Source organism: Streptomyces sp. NPDC041713 (genome assembly GCF_055591085.1).
In genome coordinates this window covers 207,932-232,872 of the sequence record NZ_JBVIZY010000007.1, presented here as the reverse complement: position 1 = coordinate 232,872, position 24,941 = coordinate 207,932, and the positions used below count along the sequence as shown (strand labels likewise).

The window sequence follows — 24,941 nt, the reverse complement described above, 5'->3', positions numbered from 1 at the left end:
TCGGACGGCGTGAAGGAGCCCGTGGCCGCCCCGTTTCTGCTCAGGGTCTCCGGCGTGCTCGTCGGCTGCCTCACCGCCCTGCTCGGGCTGCTGTACTTCGTCGTCGCCGGCGCGGCCCTCGGCGCCTTCCTGCTCTGGCCGCGCACCCGCCCCCGCGCCCACGCGCTGCTCGCCGCGGGCGCCCGCAGACTCACCGCCCTCGAACGGCACCGCCGCTCCCTCTTCTTCCGCGACACCTTCCCCGAGCACCGCGCCGACGACCGGCAGATCCTGCGCTACCTCGCGGCCCGTACGTACTCCGGGCTGCTCTGCGCCGTCGTGGTCGGCCTGGTCGACTTCGGCGCGGTCCTCGCCGGGATCTTCGCCGTGTCGCTCCCCCACACCTCGATGACCTGGGTCGACGTGGCCGGCCAGGTCGTCCTCGGCGGCACCCTGCTCTTCCTCGCCGTCCAGGGGCTGCGCGCGCTGACCGACCAGGACGCCCGCCTCGCCCGCGCGTGCTTCGGCCCCTCCGCGGAGGAGCTGCTCCGGCGCCGCATCGACGAACTGGCCACCAGCCGGGCGGCGGTGGTGCGCGCGGTCGACGTGGAGCGGCGCCGGGTCGAGCGCGATCTGCACGACGGCGTCCAGCAGCGGCTCGTCGCCCTCGCCATGCTTCTCGGCCGGGCCCGCCGCGGCCGCACCCCGGAGCGGGCGGACGCCCTGCTCGAACAGGCCCACAAAGAGGCGCAGGAGGTCCTCACCGAACTGCGCGAGGTGGCCTGGCGGGTCTACCCCACCGCCCTCGACAGCCTGGGCCTGCGCGAGGCGCTCGGCGGGGTGTCGGAGCGGTGCGCGCTCCCCGTACGCATGGAGTACGACGTACCGGACGCCGAGCCACTGCCCTCGCCGGTCCAGACCGCCGCGTACTTCGTCGTCTCGGAGGCCGTGAACAACGCCGCCAAGCACGCGGCCGCCGACGAGGTCTTCGTACGGGTACGTAGGTCCGGCGCCACCCTCACCGTCCTCGTCCGCGACAGCGGCACCGGCGGCGCGGACCCGGCGGGCAGCGGACTCACCGGGCTGCGCAGCCGGGTCGCCGCGCTCGACGGCACCCTGCGCGTCGAAAGCCCCCTCGGGGGACCCACCACGATCACCGCGGAGCTGCCGTGCGCGTAATCCTCGCCGAGGACTCGACCCTGCTGCGGGAAGGCCTCGTCCGGCTGCTCGCCGAGGAGGGCCACGAGGTCCTCGCCGCCGTGGGCGACGGCGACGCCCTGCTGCGCGCGGTCGAGGCGCACGCCCCCGGCGTCGACGTCGTCGTCACCGACATCCGCATGCCGCCGGACCACACGGACGAGGGCCTGCGGGCCGCGGTGCGGATCCGTGAACGGCGCCCGGAGATCGGCGTGGTCGTCCTCTCCCAGTACGTGGAGCGCAACTACGCGGCGCAGCTGCTCACTTCGAGCGCCGAGCGGGTCGGCTACCTCCTCAAGGACCGGGTGGCGCAGGTCGAGGAGTTCCTCGACGCGCTGGAGCGGGTGCACGCGGGCGGCGCGGCCATCGACCCGGAAGTCGTACGGCAGTTGCTCATCCGCACCACGCACGCCGACCCGCTGACCCGGCTCACGCCGCGGGAGCGGACGGTCCTTGAGGCGCTGGCGGAGGGACACACCAACGCGGCGATCGGGGAGAAGCTGCACATCTCGCTGAGCGCGGTCGAGAAGAACCTCAACGCGATCTTCGACAAGCTCGGTCTCTCCCGGAGCATGACGACGGGATACAGCCGACGGGTGCTTGCGGTGCTGCGGTATCTGGAGTCGTGAGCGACGGGGGTCGACTACGAGAGGACGAAGCCGTCCATGACGAGTGCGGCGGCCAGGCCCGCGGCCAGCAGGTAGCTGCCGAGCCGGGTGCGGCCGCGGCGGCTCAGTTCGATCACCACGCCGCAGAGGATGAGCAGCAGGCCGTAGACGCCGACGACGAGCACGGAGGAGCGGCTGGCCAGGCGCAGTGCGAGCACGATCGCCGCCGCGGCCATGAGGAGCGAGGCGGCGGCGATGCGGGCCCTGCGGGCGCGGGCGGCCGGGGTGGGGGCGGGGGGCTCGTCGGCGAGGGTGGGGGCGGGGGCCTCGTCGGCGAGGGTGGGGGCCGAGGTCTCGTCCGGGGCCTCGGCGGCCGGGGCGGCGGGTGTTCCGGGGTGTTCGGGCGCGCTCATGGGTCTGGATCGTAATAGGTCAGGCGAGCGGTTTTACCGACTTGTGTTCCTTCCGCACGGATTCCTCACGGGCGACGTCCGTCGGTGGTCCGTCGGTGGTCCTACGCCCGGAGATACGCGAGGACGGCGAGGACCCTGCGGTGTGTTCCGTCCCCCTGGGGCAGGCCCAGTTTCCCGAGGATGTTGCCGATGTGTTTGCCCACGGCGGCCTCGGAGACGACGAGTTCGGCGGCGATCGCGGCGTTCGACTTGCCCTCGGCGATGAGGCCGAGCACCTCGCGCTCCCGCGGCGTCAGCCGCTCAAGCGGATCGCGGCGGCGGCGCAGCAACTGCCGTACGACCTCCGGGTCGACGACCGTTCCGCCCTCCGCGACCTGCGTCAGGCCCGCGACGAACTGCTCGACCTGGCCGACGCGGTCCTTGAGCAGATAGCCCACGCCGGTGCCGTCGCCGGAGTCCAACAGCTCGGCGGCGTAGGACCGTTGGACGTACTGGCTGAGCACGAGGACGGGCAGCGCGGGCCGTTGTTCCCTGAGCGCCACCGCCGCGCGCAGGCCCTCGTCGTGGAAGCTCGGCGGCATCCGTACGTCGGTCACCACGATGTCCGGCTCGTACGCGGACACGGCGTCCCGCAGCGCGTCCGCGTCGCCCACCGCCGCGACCGTCTCGTGCCCGAACCTGCCGAGCACCGCGGCGAGTCCCTCGCGCAGCAGCACGCTGTCCTCGGCGAGGACGACTCTCAATTTCCGTCCGGACAAGGGGACTCCACAGGTACTTCCACAGGTATCTCCACAGGTATTTCCACGGACACGGTGGTCGGGCCGCCCTGCGGGCTGGCGACCGTCAGTGTGCCATCGAGGACGGCGATCCGGTCGGCGAGGCCCGTCAGACCCGTGCCACGGGCGGGGTCGGCGCCGCCTCGGCCGTCGTCGTGGACCTCTATGCGGAGGACTCCGTGGGTGGCGGTGTGGGGGGTTGTGAGGGTGGTGGTGGTGGTGTGGGTGGTGGTGACGCGGGCGTGGGTGGCGCCGCTGTGCTTGCCGACGTTGGCCAGGAGCTCTCGGACGGCGAAGTAGGCGGCGGACTCTATGGCTCGGGGGAAGCGGGGTAGTGGGGGGCGGTTTGGGTTGCGGTCGGGGTCGTCGGGGTCGTTGGAGTCGCTGTTGTCGTCGGTGCCTTCTCTGTCCGTCCGGACCGGGATGGCCGATCGGTCGGCGATGTCCTCGATGGCCGCGGTGAGGCCGTGGTCGGCGAGGACCTGGGGGTGGATGCCGTGGATGAGTTCGCGCAGTTCGGCGAGGACGCGGCCCGCCTCGTCGTGTGCGGTGGCGAGCCGGTCGGCGAGGGGGCCCTCCGGGGGTGCGTCGAGGCGGGCGAGGCCCAGGGTCATGGTGAGCGCGACGAGGCGCTGTTGCGCGCCGTCGTGCAAGTCCCGTTCGATGCGGCGCCGTTCGGCTTCGAAGGCGTCGACGAGGCGGGCCCGGGAGCGGGTGACCTCGGCGAGGATGTCGGCGAGTTCCGCGTCGCGGGGGGCGAGGAAGAAGCGGGTGAGGGCGGCGCGGGGGGCGGCGTAGGCGCGGAGGGGGTGGGCGAGGAGGAGCAGGAGGGCGAGGCCCAGCAGGGCGGTGCCGGCGGCCTCCGGGTAACTGTCGACGACCCACAGCTTGGCGGGGCGGACGCCGCCGTGGCCGGGGGCCAGGGCGAGGTGGGCGGGGGCGACGAGGAGGAGGGCGGGGAGGAGCACGGTGCAGGCCAGGACGAGGAGGTCCAGGGGCCACAGGACGAGGGCGAGCAGGGCGGTGTACGCGAGTTCGCGCCAGGTCGCCTGTTCCTTGAGCCGGAGGCTGAGCCAGGCGGGGATGCCGGGGGTGGTGGGGGTGCGGTGGGGTGTGGCAGGGGTGGGGGTGGCGGGGTCGAGGAGGTGGAGGCGGCGGCGTTCCAGGGCGGCTATGGGGAGGCCGGAGAGGGGGATGGCGGCGAGGAGGGGGAGGCCGATGAGGAGGAGGGTGAGGGCGAGGCCTGCGGTGGTGAGGGCGAGGGCGAGTACGAGGACGGTGGCGCCGAGGAGGGCACCGGTAAACAGATAGACGGCGCTACGCCACGGCCATGCGAACTTCCCCCGGATCATGGGCCTACGGTATGCGGGGTCGTGGGCGCCTGCGCCTGGGCCCGGTTCCGGGGGCGGAGCCGCGAGGGTACGGGAGTCTGCGCCTGGGCCCGGTTCCGGGGGCGGGCCGCGGGGGCGTCTGCGCCTGTGGTCCGGTTCTGGGGGCGGGCCGCGGGGGCTGCGCCTGGGGCCCGGTTCTTGGGTGCGGGGGCGTGGGGGTTGAGGTCTGCGCCTTGGCTTCGTCTGTGGGTGCGGGGCCGCGGGGGTATGTGCGTACTCGCCACCCACTGTTCGCCACGCCTCGCGAACAACATTGCTACAGCGCGCTCGGTGCTCCGTGCGCACATACCCCCACGTCCCCTCCCGAGCGTCTGCGGGTGCGGCCCGGTGGGTGGCGCACCCCCTAACGCCCCCAACTCCCGCCGCACGTCATGTCGCGGAGGCACGTCCACCCCCACACCCGCCCCCGGCTCCCACCGCGCGTCGCGGGGCACAGCAACGCCCGGCCTGACTCCCAACGCACGTCACAGGGCACCCCCGGCCTCCACTCGCCACGGGACACACCCACCGCACGTCACGGGAGTGCACCCGCTCCCGCCACACGTCGCGGGGCTGCATCCCCGTGCGCCCCCACTCCCACCGCACGAGCCGGGGCACACCCACCCCGCTCCCAGCACACGCCACGGAGGTGCACCCACCCACCCCACCCGTACTCCCGCCGCACGTCGCGGCGGCACACCCGCCCCCACTCCAGCCGGACGTCGCCGGGGTGCGCCCAGCCACCCGCCCCTACTCCGACCATGCGTCGCGGGGGCGCGCCCCCACCCGCCCTTACTCCAACCATGCGTCGCGGGGCAAACGGGTGGGTGGGAGGCATCCGCCGCGGAGCGGCGGGACTGATTGCACCCGCAGGCGCCCCCGCCAGCCAACCGCTCAGGCGCCCAGCTTCGTGTCGATGATGAAGCTGATCTCGATGACCTGGCCGGGGAAGGTCAGTTCAGTGATACCGAGGACCGTGCTGACCGGGCGGTGGTCGCCGAAGTACCTCAGGTTGCCTTCTGACACCGCCCTGGCGTTCTGGCGCAGGTTCACCACGTACAGGGTTTGCGAGATGACTTGGTTGCGGGTGGCACCGTAGTGGTTCAGGACCTTGTCGACGTTGGCGTAAGTCCGCTTGAGCTGGGCGGCGAAGTCGTCCGCGTGGAGGAAGTCGCCCGCCTCGTCGAGCGAGAGCTGTCCGGAGACGTGGATCAGGTCGTCGGACTTGATCGCCTGCGAGTATCCGAAGTCGCTCTCGGCCGGCACGTTGTGGTGGAAGAGGTCAATCGTGGTCATGCTGTCTGCCTCTCTCTTGTGGTTACTCGGGAACTGTAGGAGAGTGCCCGTTGACCTGGAAGAACGCACTTTGCAGTGACTGGGGAACCTGATGGTGACCAAGCAGTTCACGGGCTCGCCCGAAGACGCGGACCTGCGGCGCGCGGACTCTCTGGCGCGAGAGATCTTCTCGGACGTCGCCAACAAGTGGGCGTTCCTGATCATCGAAGCGCTCGGAGAGCGCACCCTGCGCTTCAGCGAGTTGCGCAACGAGGTCGAGGGCGTCAGCCACAAGATGCTCACCCAGAACCTGCGCATGCTGGAGCGCTACGGCCTGGTCGAACGGAGGGCGCACCCCGTCGTGCCGCCGCGGGTCGAGTACACCCTCACTGAGCCGGGCCGGGCCCTGCGAGCCACGGTCGATGGAATGTGCGGCTGGACCCACCAGTACCTCGGCCACATCGAGGCCGCCCGCCGTCGCTTCGACGTCTGACGGGGCGGCCCCCACCGCCGCCCCGCTGAGCCGCCGCGTCCTCAGCCGTCCAAGAGACCCCCGCGCCCCCGCTCCTCGTACAGGGCCATCAAATCCGTCACGTCCTGCCCCGTCAGGGGGCGGTACGAGGAAGAGCCGGGTGGGCGCCACCACACGGGGTCGCCGCAGCGGAAGGCCTCGGCCCGCAGCGCCGCCCGCGCCACCTTGTTCGTCGCCGTCACCGGCATCCGCTCCACCACCCGCACGAAGCGGGGCGCCATCTTCGTGCCCAGGTCGGGCTGGGAGAGGAGGAACTCGGCGAAGGCGAGCGGGTCGAAGGACGCGCCGGCCGGAGGCACGAGGGCCGCCATGACCTGGTCCCCGGCCACCGGGTCCGGCACCGCGTACACCGCGACCCCCGCCGCCCCGGCGTACCGCGCGAGGATGTTCTCGATCATCGCCGCCGCGAGGTTCTCGCTGTCCACGCGGAGCCGGTCGTCCGTGCGCCCCGCGAAGTAGAGGTAGCCGTCGGCGTCGCGGTAGAAGAGGTCACCCGTCCAGTACCAGCCGCCCCGCTGCCGTTCCGCCCGCGCCTCCTCGTTGCGCCAGTACCCCTCGAAGGGGTTCGGGCCGCGGTTCACCAACTCCCCTATCGCCGCCCGGCCGTTCAGGAGGCGGCCCTCGTCGGTGAAGATCGCCGCCTCGCACTCCTGGAGTGTCTCCGGGTTCATCACCGCCAGGTCGTCCCCGGGCGCGGCCCGGCCGATCGCCCCGGCCGGCGTGCCCGGGGTGCGCTGGATCGCCGCCCCGCCCTCGGAGGACCCGTACCCCTCCACGAGCCGCACCCCGAACCGTTCCTCGAAGCGCGCCGCGTCCACCGCCCCCGCCTCGGTCCCGAATCCGACCCGCAGCGGGTTCTCCCGGTCGTCCGGGCGCTCGGGCGTGGCCAGGATGTACTGGACCGCCCGGCCCACGTACGTGAAGTACGTCGCCCCGAACTCCCGTACGTCGGTGAGGAACCGGGTCGCGGAGAAGCGGTCCCGCAGCGCGATCCCCGCCCCCGCGGCGAGCGCCGGCGCCCAGTCGGCGATCACCGCGTTGCCGTGGAACAACGGCATGCAGATGTAGTGGGTGTCCGTCGGCCGGACGCCGAAGTGCGCCACCAGCGACGCCCCGGCCGCCGCGAGCCGGCCCTGGCTGCAGATCGCCGCCTTGGGCGCGCCGGTCGAACCGGACGTGAAGTAGAGCAGCATGCGGCTCCCGGGGTGCACGGTCCGCGAGATCTCCGGTTTCGTGTCGGCGTAAGGCGCGAGCAGTTCCTCGTACGCGGGTGTGTCGGTGGAGAGGATGCGGACGCCCGGGAGTTCGAGGCCCGCGAGCAGAGGGAGGTGGCTTTCGCTCGTCACCAGGATCGTGCAGTCGGTGTGCACGATGTCGCGGGCCAGCTCCGGGCCGCGCCGGGTCGGGTTGATGCCGGCCACCGCCACGCCGGCGAGCGCCGCCGCGCTCAACCAGAGGGGGAATTCCGGGGTGTTGTCGAGCAGGACGCCGATGTGCGGCTCGCCCTGCCGCGGCAGCAGGTCGCCGAGCAGCGCCGCCCTGGCCGCCGCGCCCGCCGCCACCTGGTGGTGGCTCAGCTCTCCGCCCGCGTGCCGCAGCCCGGTGCGATGGTCGCCCCACCGCGCCCGCACGAGCTCCGCGACCGTCATCTCGGTGGACTTCATGGCCGCGCACGGTAATTGACGGAGCGTCAGGTTGGCAGTCCCGGTGCAGTTTTCCTCCTAGGGCATGTCGTCGTAGTACGGCACGTCGTCGTAACCGCCGAAGCCGCCCTCGTCGAAGGCGAAGCCGTCGTGCACCTGCACCATGAAGAAGACGCAGAACGCCAGCATCAGGCCGAGGAAGCAGAGCATTCCCACCGTGCCCGCCGCCATCGCGAACGGACGCGGCGCGTACGCGGTCGCCGCCTCGGGGCGCTCGGCCGTGTAGCGCACGGTGACGACGTCCCCCTGCACGGTCGTCGCCGGACCGTCCTCCTCCTCGAAGCGGACCGGTCGGCCGTCACGGGTGGTGAACTCGTAGACGTGGTGCAGGGTGGTGGAGACGTGGCCGTCGCCGCCGTGGCCGCTGGTCGTCGTATAGGTCCGCAGGCAGCGCGCCTCGGCCGTCAGCCCGCTGTTCCAGGCCCGGCTCACCTGCGTCGAGCGCCTGACCACCTGGGCCGCCATGAGAAGCACACCGCAGGCCATGGCTGTGGGCAGGGCGTAGAAGAAGAACTCCATGAACATCCCCCGATACGGACGAACGGGCCGCCGCACGACGCCGTGCACGGCTCTGCGCACGCCGTGTGGTCGGCACGGCGTGCGCAGAACCTACCCGTGAGGAGGGGGGAAGTTCCTCAATCCTTCCTCAGAACTGGACGTCGGAGCAGGCGTAGAACGCGTTCGCCGTGTCCGCGATCGTCCAGACGGCGACGATCACATGGTGACCGCTGCGCCCGCCGGGGATCGTGCCGCTGTGCGACAGGGTCGCGGGCGGCTGCTGGCTGTTGTACGGGACGCTGAGGAACGGCGTGGTGTCCAGGGCTCCCCTGGTCACCGCCTTGCTGTCGTCCCAGCCCTGCTTGGTGATGTAGTACTTGAAGTCGGTGGTGCGGTGGCGCGCGGTGAACTGCCAGCGGAAGGTGTAGTTCTGGCCGCCGCTGACCTTCGTCGTCGGCCAGGCCCCGCCTCCCGGCGTCTTGGGCGAGTTGAGCTGGTCGAAGCCCGCGATGCCCGCCGAACAGATCTTGCCGTCGGCCGGGCCGCCCGCGGGGAAGCCCTTGGGGCCCTCGACGCTCTGCGGCTCGTACTGGATGGAACCGCAGTTGCCCACCACGCCCTTGGCGCAGTTGATCTGCCGGCTGGCCGGCAGATCCGTGTAGCCGTGGCCGCTCGCGCCACCGGCGGAGAGCGCGAACGCGCCGGCCGTGCCGAGGCCGACCAGGGCCGCGTACATCTTCTTGTTTCGCATGTGCCGCTCCTGCCGAACATGGGGAGTTCCGTGGGACGTGCGTGCACTGCGGTCTAGACCAAGTCTCAGATTATTGCCGTTAGTTGAACATGTCCATACCAATCGTGGAGAGGATCCGTCCGCATCGTCCGCGCGAGGACTCCACCAGTTCGCCGTTGGGCATGTCGTTCACGGCGACCCAGTCCGCCGCCTCCCGCGCGGTGCGCCCTCCCGCCAACTGCCGCTCGATCAGGCGCTGTTGGCGTACCTCCGCAGGTGCGTCCACGTACCAGCACTCCGCCATCAGGGCGCGCGCCGCGCGCCAGCCGGGCAGATCGCAGGCGAGGTAGTTCCCCTCGGTGACCACCAGGCGGGCGGCCGGCGGGACGAGGTGGCGGGCCGCGATCGGCTCGTGGAGCGTGCGGTCGTAGTCGGGTACGTAGATGTCGTGCCCCGGGTCGTCGAGCACGCGCCGCAGCAGCGCGACGTAACCGGACACGTCGAAGCTCGGCTCCGAGCCCTTGCGGCCGGTGAGGCCGAGCCGCGCCAACTGGTCGTCGGAGAGGTGGAAGCCGTCCAGCGGAAGGTAGGCGGCGTCCGCGCCGAGCCGCTCGACCAGGGCCCGCGCGAGGGTCGACTTGCCGGTGCCGGGCGGGCCCGCGATGCCGAGCACGGCGCGCGGGACGGTGGCGGTCAGCCGATGGGCGTCGGCGGCGAGACGGTCCAGGGAGGCGAGGTAGTCCGGGGCATCGTGGGTCCGCGGAGGGGTGGGGGCGGGGGCGGGGTGGTCAGCGGGGTTCTCCATGGCCCGTATAGAACGCCACCGTCAGGTCCTTCACCAAGGCCTTGCGCTCGTAGTCGTCCAGCTCCACCAGGCCCCGGGTGGTCAGCCGCGTCACGGTGTCCTCGACCGAGTCGACCACCGAGGTCAGCACGGTGTCGCGGTGCCGGGCGTCCAGCGCGGCCACCCGGCGGCGCTGCATGGCGGCGGCGACCTCGGGCGCGTACTCGATGCGGGTCGGCTGGGCCGAGAAGATCTGCACGCCGACCGCCTCCGCGTCCGCGGCGAGCGCCCGGGTCAGCGCGGCGCCGACGGCATCGGCGTCGCGCAGGGTCGGGGCCTCGTCGTGGAAGGCGTCCGCGGGGAGCCGGGACATCACCCGGGCCGTGGTCGCCTCGACGCACTCGCGCAGATACTCCTGGTGGTCCTCGACCGCGAGGGTGGCCCGCGCCGGGTCCTTCACCCGCCACACCACGAGCAGCACCACGCGCAGGGCGACCCCGCCGCGGTCCACCACGGGCATCGGTTCGCTCCGCCAGTGCCGCAGTCGTACGTCGACGCGGCGGCGCAGCAGCAGTGGGTTCACCCACACCAGGCCCGTACGGCGGACCGTGCCCCGGTAGCGGCCGAAGAGGCTGAGCACCCAGGCCCTGCCGACCCGCCCGCGGGCCAGGCCGCCGAACCCGAAGAGGCCGAGCGTCCCGGACCCGGCGAGCGACGCCCACTGCGCGGCGCCGAGCCCGCCGCCCCCGTAGCCGGGCAGGCCCGTCACCCGCAGCGCGGGATCCGGAAGGACGCCGGCCCACCAGAGCGAGAGCGCGCACCCGGCGACGCCCGCGCAGCCGCCGAGCACTCCCGCGAGGCCGGGCAGGACGCGCGCCCGGCGCTCCGCGAACGCGAGGTCGACGTCGGGGACGGGCCGTGGCGGGGGCTGGAACGCGGGCGGCGCGGGGCGCCTCGGCGTGCGGGGCTGCTCGCCGGTGCCCTGCCGTCGCCGCACGACGGCGGGCGGAAGCCGGACGCCCGTCGTGTCGTCGGGGTCGTCACGGAAGAGCAGGTGGACGGGGATCTCGGTGGTGGCTTCGGTCTGGATGAGCCGGGGTGCGCGCGGGGGTACGGGTCCCATCCCACCGTCGACCGTCGCTCCCGGTCCGCCGGGCGACCCTGCGAGTCCGCCGGGCGACCCCGCGAGTCCGTAGGCCGACCCCTCTACTCCGCCGGGCGACCCCGCGAGTCCGTAGGTCGGCCCCTCTGCCACCTCGTCGGACTGCGGGGACTGCGGGTACGGCGAGGTCTGCGGGGACAGCGAGGGCTGAGGGGTCCGCGCCGCCTGCTGCGGCTGTGGGGCCTGAGGGACCTGTGCGGCCTGTGTGGACTGCGAGGTCTGCGGGGACAGCGAGGGCTGAGCCGCCTGCGCCGCCTGCGCCGCCTGCTGCGGCTGTGAGGACTGCGGGATCTGCGCGACCTTCGGGGCCTGCGGGACCTGTGCCGCCTGAGGGGACTGCGGGACCTGCGGGACCTGCGCGGCCTGCGGGGACTGCGCGGCCTCCTGCGGCGGCGCGGCCTCCCGCCGCTCCTGTGGCTGAGCGGTCCGAGGGGACCCTGGCTGGGAAGCTGCCGTCGCACTCATCCGTGCCTCCGACTCGTTCGTGCCGTTCTCGTTCGTGCCCGGACCTCCGCGCCCGGGTCCCCGCGCCTCCGCACCGGAACACCCCTCACCGGAACAACCGCCGCCACGTCTCGGGGCCCGGCACGCCGTCGGCCGCCGCGCCGCGCCAGCCCTGGGCCCGCTGGAACGCCTCCACGTTGCGCCGGTCGCCCTCGCTCCACCGTGGCCCCGGGCCCCGCGTGTAGTACCTGCCGAAGCCCTTCTTCACCAGCTGTCGGCCGAGCCGCTCGATCGCCGGATGGGTCCGGCCCGGCCGGAAGACGTCCCGGCCGGGGTAGGCCGGCGCACCCGTGCTCACGGGCGCACCCGTGCTCGCAGGCGCACCCGCACTGCCCGCGCCCGCCGCCGGGATGTCCCTGCCCTTCCCCGTCATCAGGTACGACCACGTCGTCGGTCCCGGCAACCCGTCCGCGTCCTTGCCCCGCCACCCCTGCGCCTGCTGGAACGCCTGCGTCGCCCTGCGGTCCGCGTCGGTCCAGCGCGGGCCGGGGCCCGTGCGGTAGAAGCGTTTGCCGCCCCGGGCGACCAGCGCCTTGCCGAGCTGGGTCACGTACTTGTTGTTCGCGCCGGGGCCGAAGGCGTGCGCGCCGGGGTACGGCGACATCGTGGCACCCGGGCCGCCCGGGGTGACCTCGGTGACGCCCTTGTAGCGATAGGCCAGATAGCGGTCGGCGTTGGACCAGTAGCCATAGGGGGTGGTTTGTTTCCTGGCGTGCGGGCGGGTCTGTTCGTACGCCGTGTAATGCGCGTGCGCGGCGTCCGTCCAGCCGCCGAAAATCGTCACGTGCGACCCCTTGGTGGGGTCCGCCGGATTGTGGAAGAGAAGAATGTCGCCGGGCTTCAGCTGTTCCTTCGCGATGCGTACCGCATAGGTGGGAAGGCTGCCCGTCCATTCGTTGCCGGCGAGATTCCAGGCCATCGAGACGAAGCCCGAGCAGTCCTGCCGATAGCCGTCCGACCAGAACTTCCCCATGTCGTACGGCACCTTCGCCGCGATCCACTTCTCGGCCCTGGCGAGGATCTCCGCCCGGGTGGTCTTCCGGGGCACCGGCGCCTTCGACGGGCCCTGCGTCGCGTCACCCGTGCCGCCGTGCAGCGGGCCCATGGCGCCCTGCGGGCTGTCCGGGTCCTCGTCGGCCGGCACCGCGCCCGGAGGCGTCGGCACCACCCCCGGAGCCGCCGGCACGCCGCCCACCTCGGCCGACGCCACCGCGGGCAGCGCCTGGCCACCGAGCACCGTGCCGGCCGCCGCGGCGAGGACCAGGGCCCGGCGGGCGCCGTGCGCCGCCGGGTGGCCGCCGAGCCGGGGCGGCGGATTGTGCGCCGCCGTACGGCGCCGGTGAATACAGCCGGGACAGCCGCAATCGCCCTCCGGCGTGAATTCCTCGAATACCGGAGGGGCCTCCATGCGATTCCCCTCACACCCCGCAAAAGAATCTCCGCGCATCTGCACGTCCGTCAGTTTCGCAACTGTCCCGGGATACCGCATGTTGACGGTCCGAATGATGGATCGACCACCACCCGACGCTTCCCCGGACGCGCCCCCGGCCCCGCCGCGGGACCGCCGGGGTGGTCGGAAGCACCCCCGGACATCCGGTAGAGTTCTCCAGGTCAGCAGGCGCCGCTAGCTCAGTTGGTTAGAGCAGCTGACTCTTAATCAGCGGGTCCGGGGTTCGAGTCCCTGGCGGCGCACAGACAGCGAAGGCCCTCCGTTCACGCGGGGGGCCTTCGTCGTGTCCGGACGGGGCCCGCCCCCCGTACCCGTACCGCTAACGTTGCGCCATGGCGCGCGACATTCAGGAGCGGATCAAGAAGCTCATCATTGATTCGAGGCTGCCCTCCGGGGCCTCGCTGCCGACCGAGCCCGAGTTGATGGAGCGGCTGGGTGTCAGCAGGAACTCCGTGCGGGAGGCCCTCAAGGCGCTCCAGGCGATGGGCATCGTCGAGATCCGGCACGGGTTCGGGACGTACGTCGGGCCGATGTCCGTGGCCCCGATGATCGAGGGCCTCGCCTTCCGTACGGTCGCGGGCCACTACCGCGGCGAGGACAGCCTGCTCCAGCTCCTCGAACTGCGGGAGGCCGTGGAGACCGGGCTCATCGCGCGCCTCGCGGGCCGCGTGCCGGAGGCCGATCTGGCCGAACTGGACGCCCTGGTCGAGCGGATGGAGGGCGAGGCGGCCTCCGCCGAGGCCACCGTGCGCGCCGAGACCGACCGCGCGTTTCACGCCACCCTCTACCGGGGCCTCGGCAATCTGCTGCTCGGCGAGGTCCTGGAGGCCTTCTGGGACGCCTTTCACCGGGTCCGTACCGATTTGGTGGACGTTCCGCAGGACCCGAAGGTCACCTGCCGCCAGCACCGCGAGATCCTGGAGGCGGTCCGTTCGGGGGACGCGCTGCGGGCGGAGCGGGCCATACGCGAGCACTTCGGCAACATTCGTACCCGTCTGAGCTCTCCTGTCCCGGTAGATCCCACCCCTCACTCACCTGACCGGTAAGCCCCTTGTGCCCACCTTGCGATCATGCGAGGGGAAGAGAACCCTGTCCCGGAGCCGACGGCCCTCACGAGGCGGACGATACGGGGCAGTTGGGGCCTCCCGGGGCCGCGGCGCGGCAGGCGGCGGGGGTCCGGTTCACGATGCGGGGCCGAGGGGGGCATCATGCAACCGGAAGGACGCCGTTCCATGTCTAAGGAGACGGTGGTCCGCCACTGATACGTCCGCGAGGCCGAGGGGACCCACCCGCGCGGACGGAACGACCTACGAACACGCGGGGGACCGCGTGCGGGGGGATGACCCATGACGTCGACGCCGACGGGCGCGCGGCAGAACGACCCGTCAGAGACGACCCAGCTCCGGGTGCCGTCGCACCGGACGGGCGGCTTCCGCAGGATCAAGAAGACCCTGCCGCGGTACGACTACGAGCACTACAGCAGACTCGCGGGACCGCTGACGCAGCCGGACCCGGCCAAGCCGTACACCGTGCGGTACCGCTCGCTGCTCTCCCAGGAGCCGCACAAGGTCCGGGCCGCGCTGATGCTGGGCGCCGCGCCGCTGCTCTCGCTGGTGCTGCTCGGCTGGCTGCTGCAGCCCGAGCACTGGACGAAGCGGGACTACGTCGCCCACGACTGGCTGCCGGCCCTCGACGTCGTCATGCTCATATCCATCGGCCTGATCGAGTTCTTCCGCTGCATGAACGTGCTCTCCAACGCGCACGCCACGCTCGTCGCCCGCGACCCGATACCCGTGGTCCCCGAGACCGGCACCAGGGTCGCCTTCCTCACCTCGTTCGTGCCCGGCAAGGAGCCGATCGAGATGGTGACGAAGACGCTGGAGGCCGCGGTCAGGATCCGCCACCGCGGCCTGATGCACGTCTGGCTCCTCGACGAGGGTGACGACCCAGAGGTCAAGGAGGTCTGCCGGCGGCTCGGCGTCCACCACTTCTCCCGCAAGGGCGTGGCGAAGTGGAACATGGCCAAGGGCCCGCACCGCGCCAAGACCAAGCACGGCAACTACAACGCCTGGCTGGACGCGCACGGCGACGACTACGACTACTTCGCCTCCGTCGACACCGACCACGTCCCGATGCCGAACTACCTGGAGCGGATGCTCGGGTTCTTCCGCGACGAGAACGTCGGCTTCGTCATCGGCCCGCAGGTCTACGGCAACTACGACAACTTCGTCACCAAGGCCGCCGAGTCCCAGCAGTTCCTCTTCCACGCGCTGATCCAGCGGGCCGGCAACGCCTACGGCGCCCCCATGTTCGTCGGCACCTCCAACGCGGTGCGCATCAAGGCCCTGAAGCAGATCGGCGGCCTGTACGACTCGATCACCGAGGACATGGCGACCGGCTTCGAGATCCACCGCGCCACCAACCCGGTGACCGGCAAGAAGTGGAAGTCGGTCTACACTCCGGACGTGCTCGCGGTCGGCGAGGGCCCCAACGCCTGGACGGACTTCTTCACCCAGCAGCTGCGCTGGTCCCGCGGTACGTACGAGACGATCCTCAAGCAGTTCTGGAAGGCGCCGTTCTCGCTGCCCCCGGGCCGCCTCTTCAACTACACGATGATGGTCATCTTCTACCCGATGTCCGCCATGAACTGGATCCTCGCGGCGCTCAGTTGCGCCCTGTTCCTGGGTCTCGGCGCGTCCGGCGTGAACATCGACCCGACCATCTGGCTGATGCTGTACGGCAACGCGTCGGCGCTGCAGATCGGCCTGTACATCTGGAACCGCAGGCACAACGTCTCCCCGCACGAGCCGGAGGGCTCCGGCGGTGTGGCGGGCATGGTGATGTCGGCCCTCTCCGCGCCGATCTACGCCCGCTCGCTCCTGGACGCCGCGCTGCGCCGCAAGAGCAAGTTCGTGGTGACCCCCAAGGGCGACTCGGCGAGCCCGGACACGCTGTTCGGGACCTTCCGCATCCACCTCTTCTTCATCCTGGTCTTCGCCGCCTCGATGGCCGCCTCCTTCGTGTACGGGCACTCCCACCCCGCGATGATCACCTGGGCCACCTTCGCCCTGCTGGTCACGGCGGCGCCGATCTTCGCGTGGCGGTACGGCATGCGGCAGGAGAAGAAGAAGTCCGGGCCGCCCGGGACGGCGGGGAGTTCCGGCCCGCCGCGGTACGCCCCGCGGCACGCCGCGCCGCACGCCCCGGAGCAGAAGCCCGACTGGGCCGGAGCGCCCGACCAGACCATGCAGATTTCCCTTGGGGGACGTAAGAAATGAAAGACCGTTCCAGCCGCCGCCGTGCCCGCCGCATCGCGATAGGCGCGGCGGTCGTCCTCGCGCTGGCGGGGATGAACGGACCGTGGCTGTGGCGCGTGGGCTCCGAGAAGTACCACGACTACAAGATCAACAAGCCGGAGTACAAGGCGGACAACGGCCACTGGGACGTCATCGATTTCCCCGAGGAGTACCGCCAGAACACCATTCACGCGGCCCTGCTGCACACCGGCAAGGTGCTGCTCGTCGCCGGGTCGGGCAACAACCAGAAGAACTTCGACAAGAAGAAGTTCGACACCCGGCTGTGGGACCCGGTCAAGAACACCATCAAGAAGATCCCGACGCCCACCGACCTGTTCTGCACGGGCCACACCCAGCTGGGCAACGGCAACCTGCTGATCGCGGGCGGCACGCAGCGCTACGAGAAGCTGAAGGGCGACATCACCAAGGCCGGCGGCCTGATGATCGTCCACAACGAGGACCCGGACGAGCCGAAGACGATCCCGGCGGGCACCAAGTTCACCGGCAAGAAGAACGGCAAGACGTTCGTCTCCAAGGACAACATCCTCGTGGAGAAGGCGAAGAAGGTCTTCGACCAGCAGACCGGCGCGTTCCTGCGCACCGAGCCGGGCCTCGGCCGGGTCTACGTGGAGGCGTCCGAGAGCGGCGCGCAGCACGAGACGGGCACCCAGGACAACTACCGCATCCAGGGCCTGAAGGGCGCCGACACCCGCAACGTCTACGGCATGGCGCAGAAGCTCGCCCTGGACAAGAAGGACTTCCAGGGGATCAAGGACGCCTTCGAGTTCGACCCGGTCGCCGAGCGGTACATCAAGGTCGACCCGATGAACGAGGCGCGCTGGTACCCCACGCTGACCACGCTCACCGACGGCAAGATCCTCTCCACCTCCGGCCTCGACGAGATCGGCCAGCTGGTGCCGGGCAAGAACGAGGTGTACGACCCGAAGACCAAGAAGTGGACGTACACCAAGGGCATCCGGCAGTTCCCGACCTACCCGGCGATCTTCCAGATGGCCGACGGCCGGCTCTTCTACTCCGGTTCCAACGCGGGGTACGGCCCCGCCGACGTCGGCCGCAAGCCCGGCATCTGGAACCTGAGGACCAACAAGTGGCAGGGCATCCCGGGTCTGAGCGACAGCAAGCTGATGGAGACCTCCGGCACGGTCGAACTGCCGCCCGCCCAGGACCAGAAGTACATGGTGGTCGGCGGCGGTGGCGTCGGCGAGTCCAAGGAGTCCAGCGACAAGACCCGCATCGTCGACCTCAAGGCCGAGAAGCCGATGTTCGCGGACGGCCCCGAGCTGGAGAAGGGCACGCGCTATCCGCAGATATCCACGCTGCCCGACGACACCGTGCTGATCTCCGGCGGCTCCGAGGACTACCGCGGCCGCGGCGCCTCCAACATCCACCAGGCGCGCATCTACGACGCGAAGACCGGTGAGATGAAGCGGGTCGCCGACCCCGAGGTGGGCCGCAACTACCACTCGGGGTCGATCCTGCTGCCCGACGGCCGCGTGATGTTCTTCGGCTCCGACTCGCTCTACGCCGACGCCGCCGACACCAAGCCGGGCGTCTTCGAGCAGCGCATCGAGATCTACACGCCGCCGTACCTCTACCACGGCTCGCGGCCGGCGCTCGGCAAGGGCCCGGAGACGATCCGGCGGGGCGGCACGGGGACGTTCCCGGTCAAGGACGCCGCGTCGGTCAAGTCGGCCCGGCTGATCAGGCCGAGCGCGTCCACGCACGTCACGGACATCGACCAGACGTCGATCGCGCTCGACCTGAAGAAGAGCGGGGACGATGTCTCTGTGACGGTCCCGACCAACCGCAGCCTGGTGGAGTCCGGTTGGTACATGCTCTTTGTGACGGACGACAAGGGCACGCCCAGCAAGGCGCAGTGGGTGCGGGTGCCCTAGGTCGCCCCGGAGGGGCGTTCAGGGGCGCGGGGAACTGCGCGAGCAACCAACCAGAAAGCCGCAGACGCGTTTGCCGGGTCCCGGCAGATGCGTCTGCGGCTTTTCGTGTGCTGAGCGCGCAGTTCCCCGCGCCCCTGAAGCGCCCTCCGGGCGCCCCTAACGGGACGCCTTCGCCAGGCCCAGCGCGTACTCGGGCCACCACTCCCCCGCCTTCGGGCCGCCCCGGCACGTCCCGTCGGACTCGCCGGGCCGCTTGACCCAGAGGTACGCGTCCACCAGCGGGTCGGACGTCTTCGTCGTCGGGGTCTCGCCGAGCGCCCGGCCCGGCGGGTTGCACCAGGGGTCCTTGCCCTTGTCGTACGGCCCCGCGCCGTTGCGGCCCGTGTCGATGACGAACGGCTTGTCGCCGATCTTCGCGGAGAGTTTCCTGCCGAACTCCGTACTCGCCTCGGTGGTCTGGAAGTTGGACACGTTCACCGAGAAGCCGTCGGCCTGCTCGACGCCGGACCGCTTCAGCGGCTCCCAGAGCGAGTCGGGGTTCTTCCAGCCCGCGTTGCCCGCGTCCAGGTACACCTTGGTGTTCTTCAGCGACTTGAGCTTGCCGATCGCGCCGTTGAGGAGGTCGTACCGCTCCTCGTGGAACTGCCCCGGCGTGCAGTTGTCCACCATGTGGAGCACCGCGTCGGGCTCCAGGATCACCGTGGCGTGGCGGTCGCCGATGCCCTTGGCCACCTGGTCGACGAAGGCGCGGTAGGCGTTGCCGTCGGCCGCGCCGCCGCCCGAGTACTGGCCGCAGTCGCGGTGCGGGATGTTGTAGAGGACCAACAGGGCGTCCCGGTCGGCCTGTTCGGCGGCCTCGGTGAAGCCGCGCGCCTGGTCCTCGGCGTTCTCCGGGAGCAGCCACTCGGCGACGGGCTGTTCGGCGATCTTCCGGACCTGGTCGGCCTCGTCCTTCTTGCCGTCCTCGGCGTACGAGGCGGCCTGCTTGGCCGCCTTGCCGTCCGGGTTGACCCAGAACGGGTCCTTGTCCTTGGGCTGTTGCTTCACCGGAGGGCTCGACGCGCCGTCGTCCCCGTCACCGGAGGAACAGCCGGCCAGCAGCAGCGCCGCCCCGGCGAGTGCCGCGCCCGCCCGCACCCCCCTGGCCGCGAAACCCTGTCCGCGGCCGGTGTCCTTGCGGTACATCCACTCCCCCTCGGGTGCACAGTCCGATCTCAATCCTGACATACGTATCCCCTGCCCACGAGGGCCGTCGGTGCCGCACGAGGACCTGTAGGGGAGCTGTTACAGCGGCGCCGGCGGGGCGCGTCACCGGTGCCGCGGAGGCCGTCGCGGCGCCTGCGGTGACTCGATCGCCCTCTAGGCCGGGGCGCCCGTTCGTTCTACAGTCGGTCGCAGGCCCGAGCCCCCGGCCTGCCGACGCCATTCCGCGTGTCCCGGAATGGCCCCGGACCTCCCGCGCCGACGCCGGGCTACTCCCGCAGCCCGTGCGCGCGCGGTCGAGGACCGGTCCGGTCGGCGGCTCCGGGGGGAGCGGGCCGCCGACCGGACCGGGTGCCCCGGAACGGACTCGTGCGCGCGGCTCACTGCCGTACGCCCGTGAGGTACGCCGAGACGATCACGTTCGCCGTGTAGGTGCGGGCAGCCTTGTCGAAGGTGCCGCCGCAGGTGATCAGGCGCAGCTCCGCGCGGCCCGCCTCGTGGTGCCCGTACGCCTTCTTCGCGTCGAAGCGGGCGCGGGTGACGACCCGGACGTCGTCCACCGTGAACTCCGCGACCGTGCCGTCGTCGCGGGTCACCTCGACCTTCTCGCCGGGGCGCAGCGCGCTGAGGTCGTAGAAGACGGCGGGTTCGGTCTCGGTGTCGACGTGGCCGACGACGAGGGCCACGCCCGGGGCGCCGGGGCGGGTGCCGCCGCCGTACCAGCCGACCGAGTCGGCCTCGGAGAAGGGGGGCGGGTCGATCGCTCCCTCGGCGTCCAGGCCGCGGGCCGACACCGGGGCCCGCACCTTCAGCGACGGCACGTCGACGCGCAGCGGGCGCGCGGGCGCCAACGGCCGGTGCGCGGAGGGAAGTTCGACGCCGAGCGGGCGGCCGACCGCGGCCACGTCGCCGGTGGCGGGTCCGGAGAGCCCGCCGGGCAGATCGGTGATGCCGCTCCCCCAGAGCGAAACCCCGACCAGGAGGACGGCCCACGCCACACCGGTCAGCAGCCGTCCCGAGCCGACCGTGCGTTCACCGCTGGACATCTCGGCACCCGCCCCGTCACTCGGAGCGGCGCTTGCGGACGCTGCGGAGCGCGACGGCCACGGCCGCGACCCCGGCGAGGACCAGGCCGATCACGGCGTGCCGGGTGCCCGGCCCCGCCTCCTGGGCCTCGGCGGACGTGGCGGTGTGGACCCGCTCCGCGGCGCCGCCGCCCCCGGCGCGCACCGGCGAGACCGGCTCCGGGTGGTGGCGGCCGCTCTCGTGGCTCTGGTGTCCCCCGCTCTGGTGGCCCCCGGTCACCCGGACCGTACCGACGCCCTGGTGCGGGTGGCCGTCGCAGGTGACGGTGACGTCGTACGTGCCGGAGACGCCGTGCCGGATGGTGGCGGTGCCGCTCAGCGCGTACCTGCCGCCGTCGCGGCCGGTGAGCCCGGCGTCCCCCTCGAAGGCCCCTGACCCGGCCGACCCCGTCGTACCGCCACAGCCGGTGACGCTCACCTCCACGGTGGCGCCGGGCGCGCTGCTCGACGGTATGACGGTGGCCCGTACGGCGCCGTCGTCGTGGGCCTGGGCCGCACCGGCGGGCAGGGCGGCCGCCAGAGCGAGGGACACCCCGGCCCCACGGACAGCAAGGGAACATATACGCATCGTGAACCTCCTGATACGAGGTTCACGCGCGAGGGACGCCTTCGCATCTCGAAACCGGCCGCCGGGGGCGGCTCCGAGGGCTCAGCCGCAGGTCAGATGCGGTCCACGAGGTCCTCGATGGAGTTCACGACGGTGGACGGGCGGAAGGGGTACTTGTCGATGTCGGCCCGGGTGGTGAGCCCGGTGAGCACCAGGAACGTCTCCATCCCGGCCTCCAGGCCGGCCAGGACGTCGGTGTCCATGCGGTCGCCGATCATCGCGCTGGTCTCCGAGTGCGCCCCGATGGCGTTCAGGCCGGTCCGCATCATCAGCGGGTTGGGCTTGCCGGCGAAGTACGGCGTCTTGCCGGTCGCCTTGGTGATCAGCGCGGCGACGGCGCCGGTGGCGGGCAGCGGGCCCTCGGTGGAGGGGCCGGTCTCGTCGGGGTTGGTGCAGATGAAGCGGGCGCCGGCGTTGATGAGCCGGACGGCCTTGGTCATGGCCTCGAAGGAGTACGTGCGGGTCTCGCCGAGCACCACGTAGTCCGGGGCGTGGTCGGTGAGGACGTACCCGATGTCGTGCAGGGCGGTGGTGAGGCCGGCCTCGCCGATGACGTACGCGGTGCCGCCGGGGCGCTGGTCGTCGAGGAACTTCGCGGTGGCGAGCGCGGAGGTCCAGATGTTCTCCACGGGCACGTCCAGGCCCATGCGGGCGAGGCGGGCCTGGAGGTCGCGCGCGGTGTAGATGGAGTTGTTCGTGAGGACGAGGAAGGGCTTGCCGGACTCGCGGAGCTTCTTGACGAAGGCGTCGGCGCCGGGGATCGGCACCCCCTCGTGGATGAGCACGCCGTCCATGTCGGTGAGCCACGATTCGATGGGCTTGCGCTCTGCCATGGGGTGCACTCCTGCGTTCTGCGTCGATACGGGGTAACCAAGGGGCGCCGGGACAGCGCTGTGCCGACGCCCCTCACCCTAATCAGGAAGCCGCGCGCCCGGCCCGGGTCGGGAGGGGGTGATCTGTACGCCGTCGACGGTCCAGTACCGGGCGGGCCGGGTCGGTAGAGCCGCCCCTCCCCCGGAGGGGGAGCCGCGCCGGTGGATCCGGGGCCGGGGGCCGGCCAGGAGAGCCAGGGGGGCCGGGAGAGCCCGGAGCCGGGAGGCTGGACGGCAGGGCTGCGCCGAAGGGTCAGCCGCGGGTCGTGCGCTTGCGGCGGGTTGTCATGACGATCGCTCCTGCGCCCAGCAGGACCGCGCCCGCGGCGATGCCCAGGGCGAGCGGTGTGCCCGGGCCCGTCTGCGCGAGTTGTTCGGCGGTCGGGGTCGCGGGACCCTCGGGCTCGACGTCGAACGCGTACGCGTTGGACTCGCCGACCCAGTCGCCGTCGTCCTCCCTGCGCTGCACCAGCGCCGCCGTGGCCTCGACGTGGTCGGCCTCCGTGTCGGAGGTGAAGGAGAGCCGTACCTTGACGCCGACGGTCCGGCCCGGCGCGACCGTGAACCCCGGGAAGCCGTCGTCGAAGACGCCGATGTTCTCGCCCTGCCCGGTCTTCTCGAAGCGCACGGGCCGCCTGCGCGTCCCGTCGTGGAACTCCAGCTGCACCTGCTCCGGCTTCAACGTCCGCGTACGGTCGACGAGGACGAGGATCGGGTGGATGTTGCCGCAGGACTCGTCGGTGGTGTTGGTGAGGTCGATCGTCCAGTCCCGGTACCCCTCGCCCGGCCGGTACGTGTCGGGCCCCCGGTGGATGCGGGTGTCGATGGGGAAGTCGGTGCTGTCGTCGGCCGAGCAGGTGGGCCGGTTCGCGGCGTCGGGGAGGGCGGCGTCGCGCCGGCCGGCGGAGTCACGGCGGCGGACGGTGGAGTCGCGGCGGATGGAGGAATCCCCTCGGACGGCGGGATCCCTCGGGGCGGCGGGGTCCGCTTCCCGCGGGGCCGCGGGGCCGTGAAGGGTTCGCCCTGTGTCGCCGGCCCCCGCCCCCTCGGCCGCGCCGGACACCCCGGCCGCCACGGGCACGAGGACGGCGGCCGCGGCGGCGACACCGGCGACACCGAGGACGGACGAGCTGCGGAAGCGCATGGTGGACCAGAACCTTTGCTGAGCCGGACGCCGACGGAACGCCGGAACCTCCAAGACCCTTCCACGCACGCGCCGCCTCGCTCCCCTGCCACCGCCCGATAGGCCCGTTCGGCCCGCCCCGCTCCCCCGATCAGGGGAGATTCCGCGTCGGCGGGTTCAAGGAGGTGAGGTGAGGCGAGGTGACGAAGCGGTACGGGCGCGACGGAGCTGAGGGGCGCTGGGTCACCCCGCGTTTGAGCGCTACCACGGCACGGGCTCGCCGTGCCGGTCCAGGAACCGCAGACCGGCCGCGCCCGCACCCGCGTCCGCCCCCGCTTCCCCCTCCGCCTCCAGTACGTCGACGACGGCCGGCACACTCTCGCGCGGGTCGAGCGGCGCGCCGGGCCCGCCGAGCCGGGTGCGGTTGTGGCCGGGGTCGATGAGCAGCTTGGTCAGGCCGTCGTCGGCGTAACGGGTCGCGTAACTGCGCATCAGCTGGTTGAGCGCGGCCTTGCTGGCCTTGTACAACTCGTAACCGCCCTCCGTATTACGGGAGATGCTGCCCTGGTCGGAGGACATGACCGCGACGGTCCCGCCGGGGACGACCAGGTCGCGCAGGGCCTCCAGGGTGCGCAGTGGGCTCAGCGCGTTGGTGACCATCACCTCGGTGAACATCTCCGTCGACACCTCGCTGATCGGCAGGTCGCCCCGGTCGATCGCGGCGTTGACGAAGAGCAGGTCGAGCCGGGTGCCGGCCAGTCGCTCGCGCAGCGCGGCGAGTTCGTCGGCGCTGGTCATCTCCAGGGTCTCCAGGGTGAGCCGCCCCTCCCGGGCGTCGGCGAGTACGCGCAGGTCGCCGCGGGTTTCGCGGGCCGTGGCCACGACGTGCCAGCCGCGCCGGGTGAGCTCGTCGACGAGGACGAGCCCTAATCCCCGGGAGGCCCCGACGACGAGGGCCCGCCGCGGGGACGAGCCGGTGGCTACGGGGGTGATGGTGGAGGGAGCAGGGGCGGGGGTGGAGGGGGCAGGGGTGGTGGACACGGGTACTCCTTGCGTGGGCGGGAGTTGGGGTGAGGGCGTCGGGCAGGCCGAACCGAGCCTTGTCTTGCCTTGTCTTATCTCGCCTAGCCTGGACGCGGCGTCCAGGCTAGACGCAACGTCGCGTCCACACAATGTCCGTTGCCGCCCGCCGGGTATCGTGTCCGCATGCCCGCCCCGCACTCCGGCCCCCGCAGGCCGCACTCCGGCAGCCGGCGCGACGAGGCCGCGCGTCTGGCCGTCCTGCACGCCGCGGACGACCTGCTCGTCGAGCACGGCTTCGGCGCCCTGACCATCGAGGCGATCGCGCGCCGTGCAGGCGTCGCGAAGCAGACGATCTACCGGTGGTGGCCGTCGAAGGTGGAGATCCTCCTCGACACGTTGATCGAGGACAGTGCCAAGCGGCTGCCGATGCCGACGGAGCGGCCCACGGCGGAGAGCATCCGCGCTTACCTGCGCCGGTTCGCGCGGTTCCTCACGCGGGATCCGGCCGGCAAGGTCCTGCTCGCGCTCGTCGCCGAGGCGCAGCATCAGCCGGAGACGGCCAGGAGCTTCAACGAGCGTTATCTGGGGCCGCGGCGGGCGCGGGAGAGCGAGATGCTTGCGCGGGCGGTGGAGGCGGGGGAGATCGCGCCCCGCCTCTCGCCCGACGCGACGGTCGACGCGCTGACGGGGCCGTTGGTCTACCGCGCCCTTACGGGTGCGGGGATTCCTCGCGGGTTGGTGGATGCGCTGGTGGAGGGGTTGCTTCGGCCCGCGGTGCGCTAGTGGGGGCGGGGGGGGCTCGCGCAGTTCCCCGCGTGCCCCTGCGGGGGGCCTG

The 24,941-nt window shown here is 71.9% G+C and carries 23 protein-coding genes and 1 tRNA gene; 8 read left to right on the top strand and 16 right to left on the bottom strand.

Annotated features, from left to right (window positions below; genetic code table 11):
• The first annotated feature begins 21 nt into the window (after positions 1–21).
• On the top strand, positions 22–1,158 hold the full coding sequence (locus tag ACZ6CV_RS23175; RefSeq protein WP_469252624.1) for a sensor histidine kinase: 1,137 nt from the start codon (positions 22–24) through the stop codon (positions 1,156–1,158).
• Positions 1,149–1,805, top strand: a complete 657-nt coding sequence (locus ACZ6CV_RS23170; protein ID WP_469252623.1) for a response regulator transcription factor — start codon at positions 1,149–1,151, stop codon at positions 1,803–1,805. The genes ACZ6CV_RS23175 and ACZ6CV_RS23170 overlap by 10 nt, the downstream gene beginning before the upstream one ends.
• Positions 1,806–1,819: 14 nt before the next feature.
• Here ACZ6CV_RS23170 and ACZ6CV_RS23165 read toward each other — a convergent pair whose 3' ends face one another.
• The 4 genes from ACZ6CV_RS23165 to ACZ6CV_RS23150 form a co-directional block, all read right to left on the bottom strand.
• On the bottom strand, positions 1,820–2,197 hold the full coding sequence (locus ACZ6CV_RS23165) for a hypothetical protein (protein ID WP_469252622.1): 378 nt from the start codon (positions 2,195–2,197) through the stop codon (positions 1,820–1,822).
• A gap of 101 nt (positions 2,198–2,298) precedes the next feature.
• Positions 2,299–2,955 (bottom strand): LuxR C-terminal-related transcriptional regulator, encoded by a 657-nt coding sequence (locus ACZ6CV_RS23160; RefSeq protein WP_469252621.1) that lies wholly within the window; start codon positions 2,953–2,955, stop codon positions 2,299–2,301.
• A complete protein-coding gene (locus tag ACZ6CV_RS23155; RefSeq protein ID WP_469252620.1) occupies positions 2,937–4,325 on the bottom strand; it encodes a sensor histidine kinase in 1,389 nt (462 codons plus the stop codon). Before ACZ6CV_RS23155 ends, ACZ6CV_RS23160 begins: the two co-directional genes overlap by 19 nt.
• Before the next feature lie 912 nt (positions 4,326–5,237).
• Positions 5,238–5,639: a RidA family protein gene (locus tag ACZ6CV_RS23150; RefSeq protein ID WP_469252619.1), complete on the bottom strand. Its 402-nt coding sequence runs from the start codon at positions 5,637–5,639 to the stop codon at positions 5,238–5,240.
• A gap of 91 nt (positions 5,640–5,730) precedes the next feature.
• On the opposite strand from ACZ6CV_RS23150, the gene ACZ6CV_RS23145 reads away from it, so the two are divergent.
• Positions 5,731–6,111 (top strand): winged helix-turn-helix transcriptional regulator, encoded by a 381-nt coding sequence (locus ACZ6CV_RS23145; RefSeq protein WP_469252618.1) that lies wholly within the window; start codon positions 5,731–5,733, stop codon positions 6,109–6,111.
• Between the two features lie 41 nt (positions 6,112–6,152).
• Here the strand turns inward: ACZ6CV_RS23145 and ACZ6CV_RS23140 are convergent, their stop codons facing one another.
• The 6 genes from ACZ6CV_RS23140 to ACZ6CV_RS23115 all read right to left on the bottom strand — a co-directional run bounded on the left by ACZ6CV_RS23140 (position 6,153) and on the right by ACZ6CV_RS23115 (position 12,939).
• Positions 6,153–7,814, bottom strand: coding sequence for an AMP-binding protein (locus ACZ6CV_RS23140; RefSeq protein ID WP_469252617.1), 1,662 nt, complete (start codon positions 7,812–7,814; stop codon positions 6,153–6,155).
• Between the two features lie 57 nt (positions 7,815–7,871).
• A complete protein-coding gene (locus ACZ6CV_RS23135) occupies positions 7,872–8,372 on the bottom strand; it encodes a DUF3592 domain-containing protein (protein WP_469252616.1) in 501 nt (166 codons plus the stop codon).
• Between the two features lie 127 nt (positions 8,373–8,499).
• Complete coding sequence (locus tag ACZ6CV_RS23130; protein ID WP_469252615.1) at positions 8,500–9,102, bottom strand: lytic polysaccharide monooxygenase auxiliary activity family 9 protein; 603 nt, start codon at positions 9,100–9,102, stop codon at positions 8,500–8,502.
• Positions 9,103–9,181: 79 nt separating this feature from the next.
• Complete coding sequence (locus tag ACZ6CV_RS23125) at positions 9,182–9,886, bottom strand: nucleoside/nucleotide kinase family protein (protein ID WP_469252614.1); 705 nt, start codon at positions 9,884–9,886, stop codon at positions 9,182–9,184.
• Complete coding sequence (locus ACZ6CV_RS23120; protein ID WP_469252750.1) at positions 9,870–10,988, bottom strand: SPFH domain-containing protein; 1,119 nt, start codon at positions 10,986–10,988, stop codon at positions 9,870–9,872. Before ACZ6CV_RS23120 ends, ACZ6CV_RS23125 begins: the two co-directional genes overlap by 17 nt.
• 589 nt (positions 10,989–11,577) lie before the next feature.
• A complete protein-coding gene (locus ACZ6CV_RS23115; protein ID WP_469252613.1) occupies positions 11,578–12,939 on the bottom strand; it encodes a peptidoglycan-binding protein in 1,362 nt (453 codons plus the stop codon).
• A gap of 210 nt (positions 12,940–13,149) precedes the next feature.
• Here ACZ6CV_RS23115 and ACZ6CV_RS23110 point away from each other — a divergent pair.
• The 4 genes from ACZ6CV_RS23110 to glxA all read left to right on the top strand — a co-directional run bounded on the left by ACZ6CV_RS23110 (position 13,150) and on the right by glxA (position 18,193).
• Positions 13,150–13,223, top strand: a tRNA-Lys gene (locus tag ACZ6CV_RS23110).
• Positions 13,224–13,313: 90 nt separating this feature from the next.
• Entirely contained in the window at positions 13,314–14,027 is a 714-nt protein-coding gene (locus ACZ6CV_RS23105) for a FadR/GntR family transcriptional regulator (protein ID WP_469252612.1), read from the top strand.
• Positions 14,028–14,327: 300 nt separating this feature from the next.
• Positions 14,328–16,259, top strand: coding sequence for a glycosyltransferase family 2 protein (locus ACZ6CV_RS23100; protein WP_469252611.1), 1,932 nt, complete (start codon positions 14,328–14,330; stop codon positions 16,257–16,259).
• Entirely contained in the window at positions 16,256–18,193 is a 1,938-nt protein-coding gene (glxA, locus tag ACZ6CV_RS23095; protein ID WP_469252610.1) for a radical copper oxidase GlxA, read from the top strand. Before ACZ6CV_RS23100 ends, glxA begins: the two co-directional genes overlap by 4 nt.
• Before the next feature lie 156 nt (positions 18,194–18,349).
• On the opposite strand, the gene ACZ6CV_RS23090 is transcribed toward glxA, so the two are convergent.
• The 6 genes from ACZ6CV_RS23090 to ACZ6CV_RS23065 all read right to left on the bottom strand — a co-directional run bounded on the left by ACZ6CV_RS23090 (position 18,350) and on the right by ACZ6CV_RS23065 (position 24,076).
• The gene (locus tag ACZ6CV_RS23090) at positions 18,350–19,378 is read right to left on the bottom strand and encodes a glycoside hydrolase family 6 protein (protein ID WP_469252609.1); all 1,029 of its coding nucleotides are present in this window, start codon (positions 19,376–19,378) and stop codon (positions 18,350–18,352) included.
• Between the two features lie 398 nt (positions 19,379–19,776).
• Positions 19,777–20,442, bottom strand: coding sequence for a class F sortase (locus tag ACZ6CV_RS23085; RefSeq protein ID WP_469252608.1), 666 nt, complete (start codon positions 20,440–20,442; stop codon positions 19,777–19,779).
• A gap of 16 nt (positions 20,443–20,458) precedes the next feature.
• Positions 20,459–21,013: a hypothetical protein gene (locus ACZ6CV_RS23080; RefSeq protein ID WP_469252607.1), complete on the bottom strand. Its 555-nt coding sequence runs from the start codon at positions 21,011–21,013 to the stop codon at positions 20,459–20,461.
• A 128-nt stretch (positions 21,014–21,141) separates the two neighbouring features.
• Complete coding sequence (locus tag ACZ6CV_RS23075) at positions 21,142–21,921, bottom strand: HAD-IIA family hydrolase (protein WP_469252606.1); 780 nt, start codon at positions 21,919–21,921, stop codon at positions 21,142–21,144.
• A gap of 292 nt (positions 21,922–22,213) precedes the next feature.
• Positions 22,214–23,104 carry an LPXTG cell wall anchor domain-containing protein gene (locus ACZ6CV_RS23070; protein ID WP_469252605.1) on the bottom strand — a complete coding sequence of 297 codons (891 nt, stop codon included), beginning with the start codon at positions 23,102–23,104 and terminating at the stop codon, positions 22,214–22,216.
• 240 nt (positions 23,105–23,344) lie between these two features.
• Positions 23,345–24,076 carry an SDR family NAD(P)-dependent oxidoreductase gene (locus tag ACZ6CV_RS23065; protein WP_469252749.1) on the bottom strand — a complete coding sequence of 244 codons (732 nt, stop codon included), beginning with the start codon at positions 24,074–24,076 and terminating at the stop codon, positions 23,345–23,347.
• 213 nt (positions 24,077–24,289) lie between these two features.
• Between ACZ6CV_RS23065 and ACZ6CV_RS23060 the strand changes: the two genes are divergently transcribed.
• Positions 24,290–24,889 (top strand): TetR/AcrR family transcriptional regulator, encoded by a 600-nt coding sequence (locus ACZ6CV_RS23060; protein ID WP_469252604.1) that lies wholly within the window; start codon positions 24,290–24,292, stop codon positions 24,887–24,889.
• Positions 24,890–24,941: the final 52 nt, after the last annotated feature.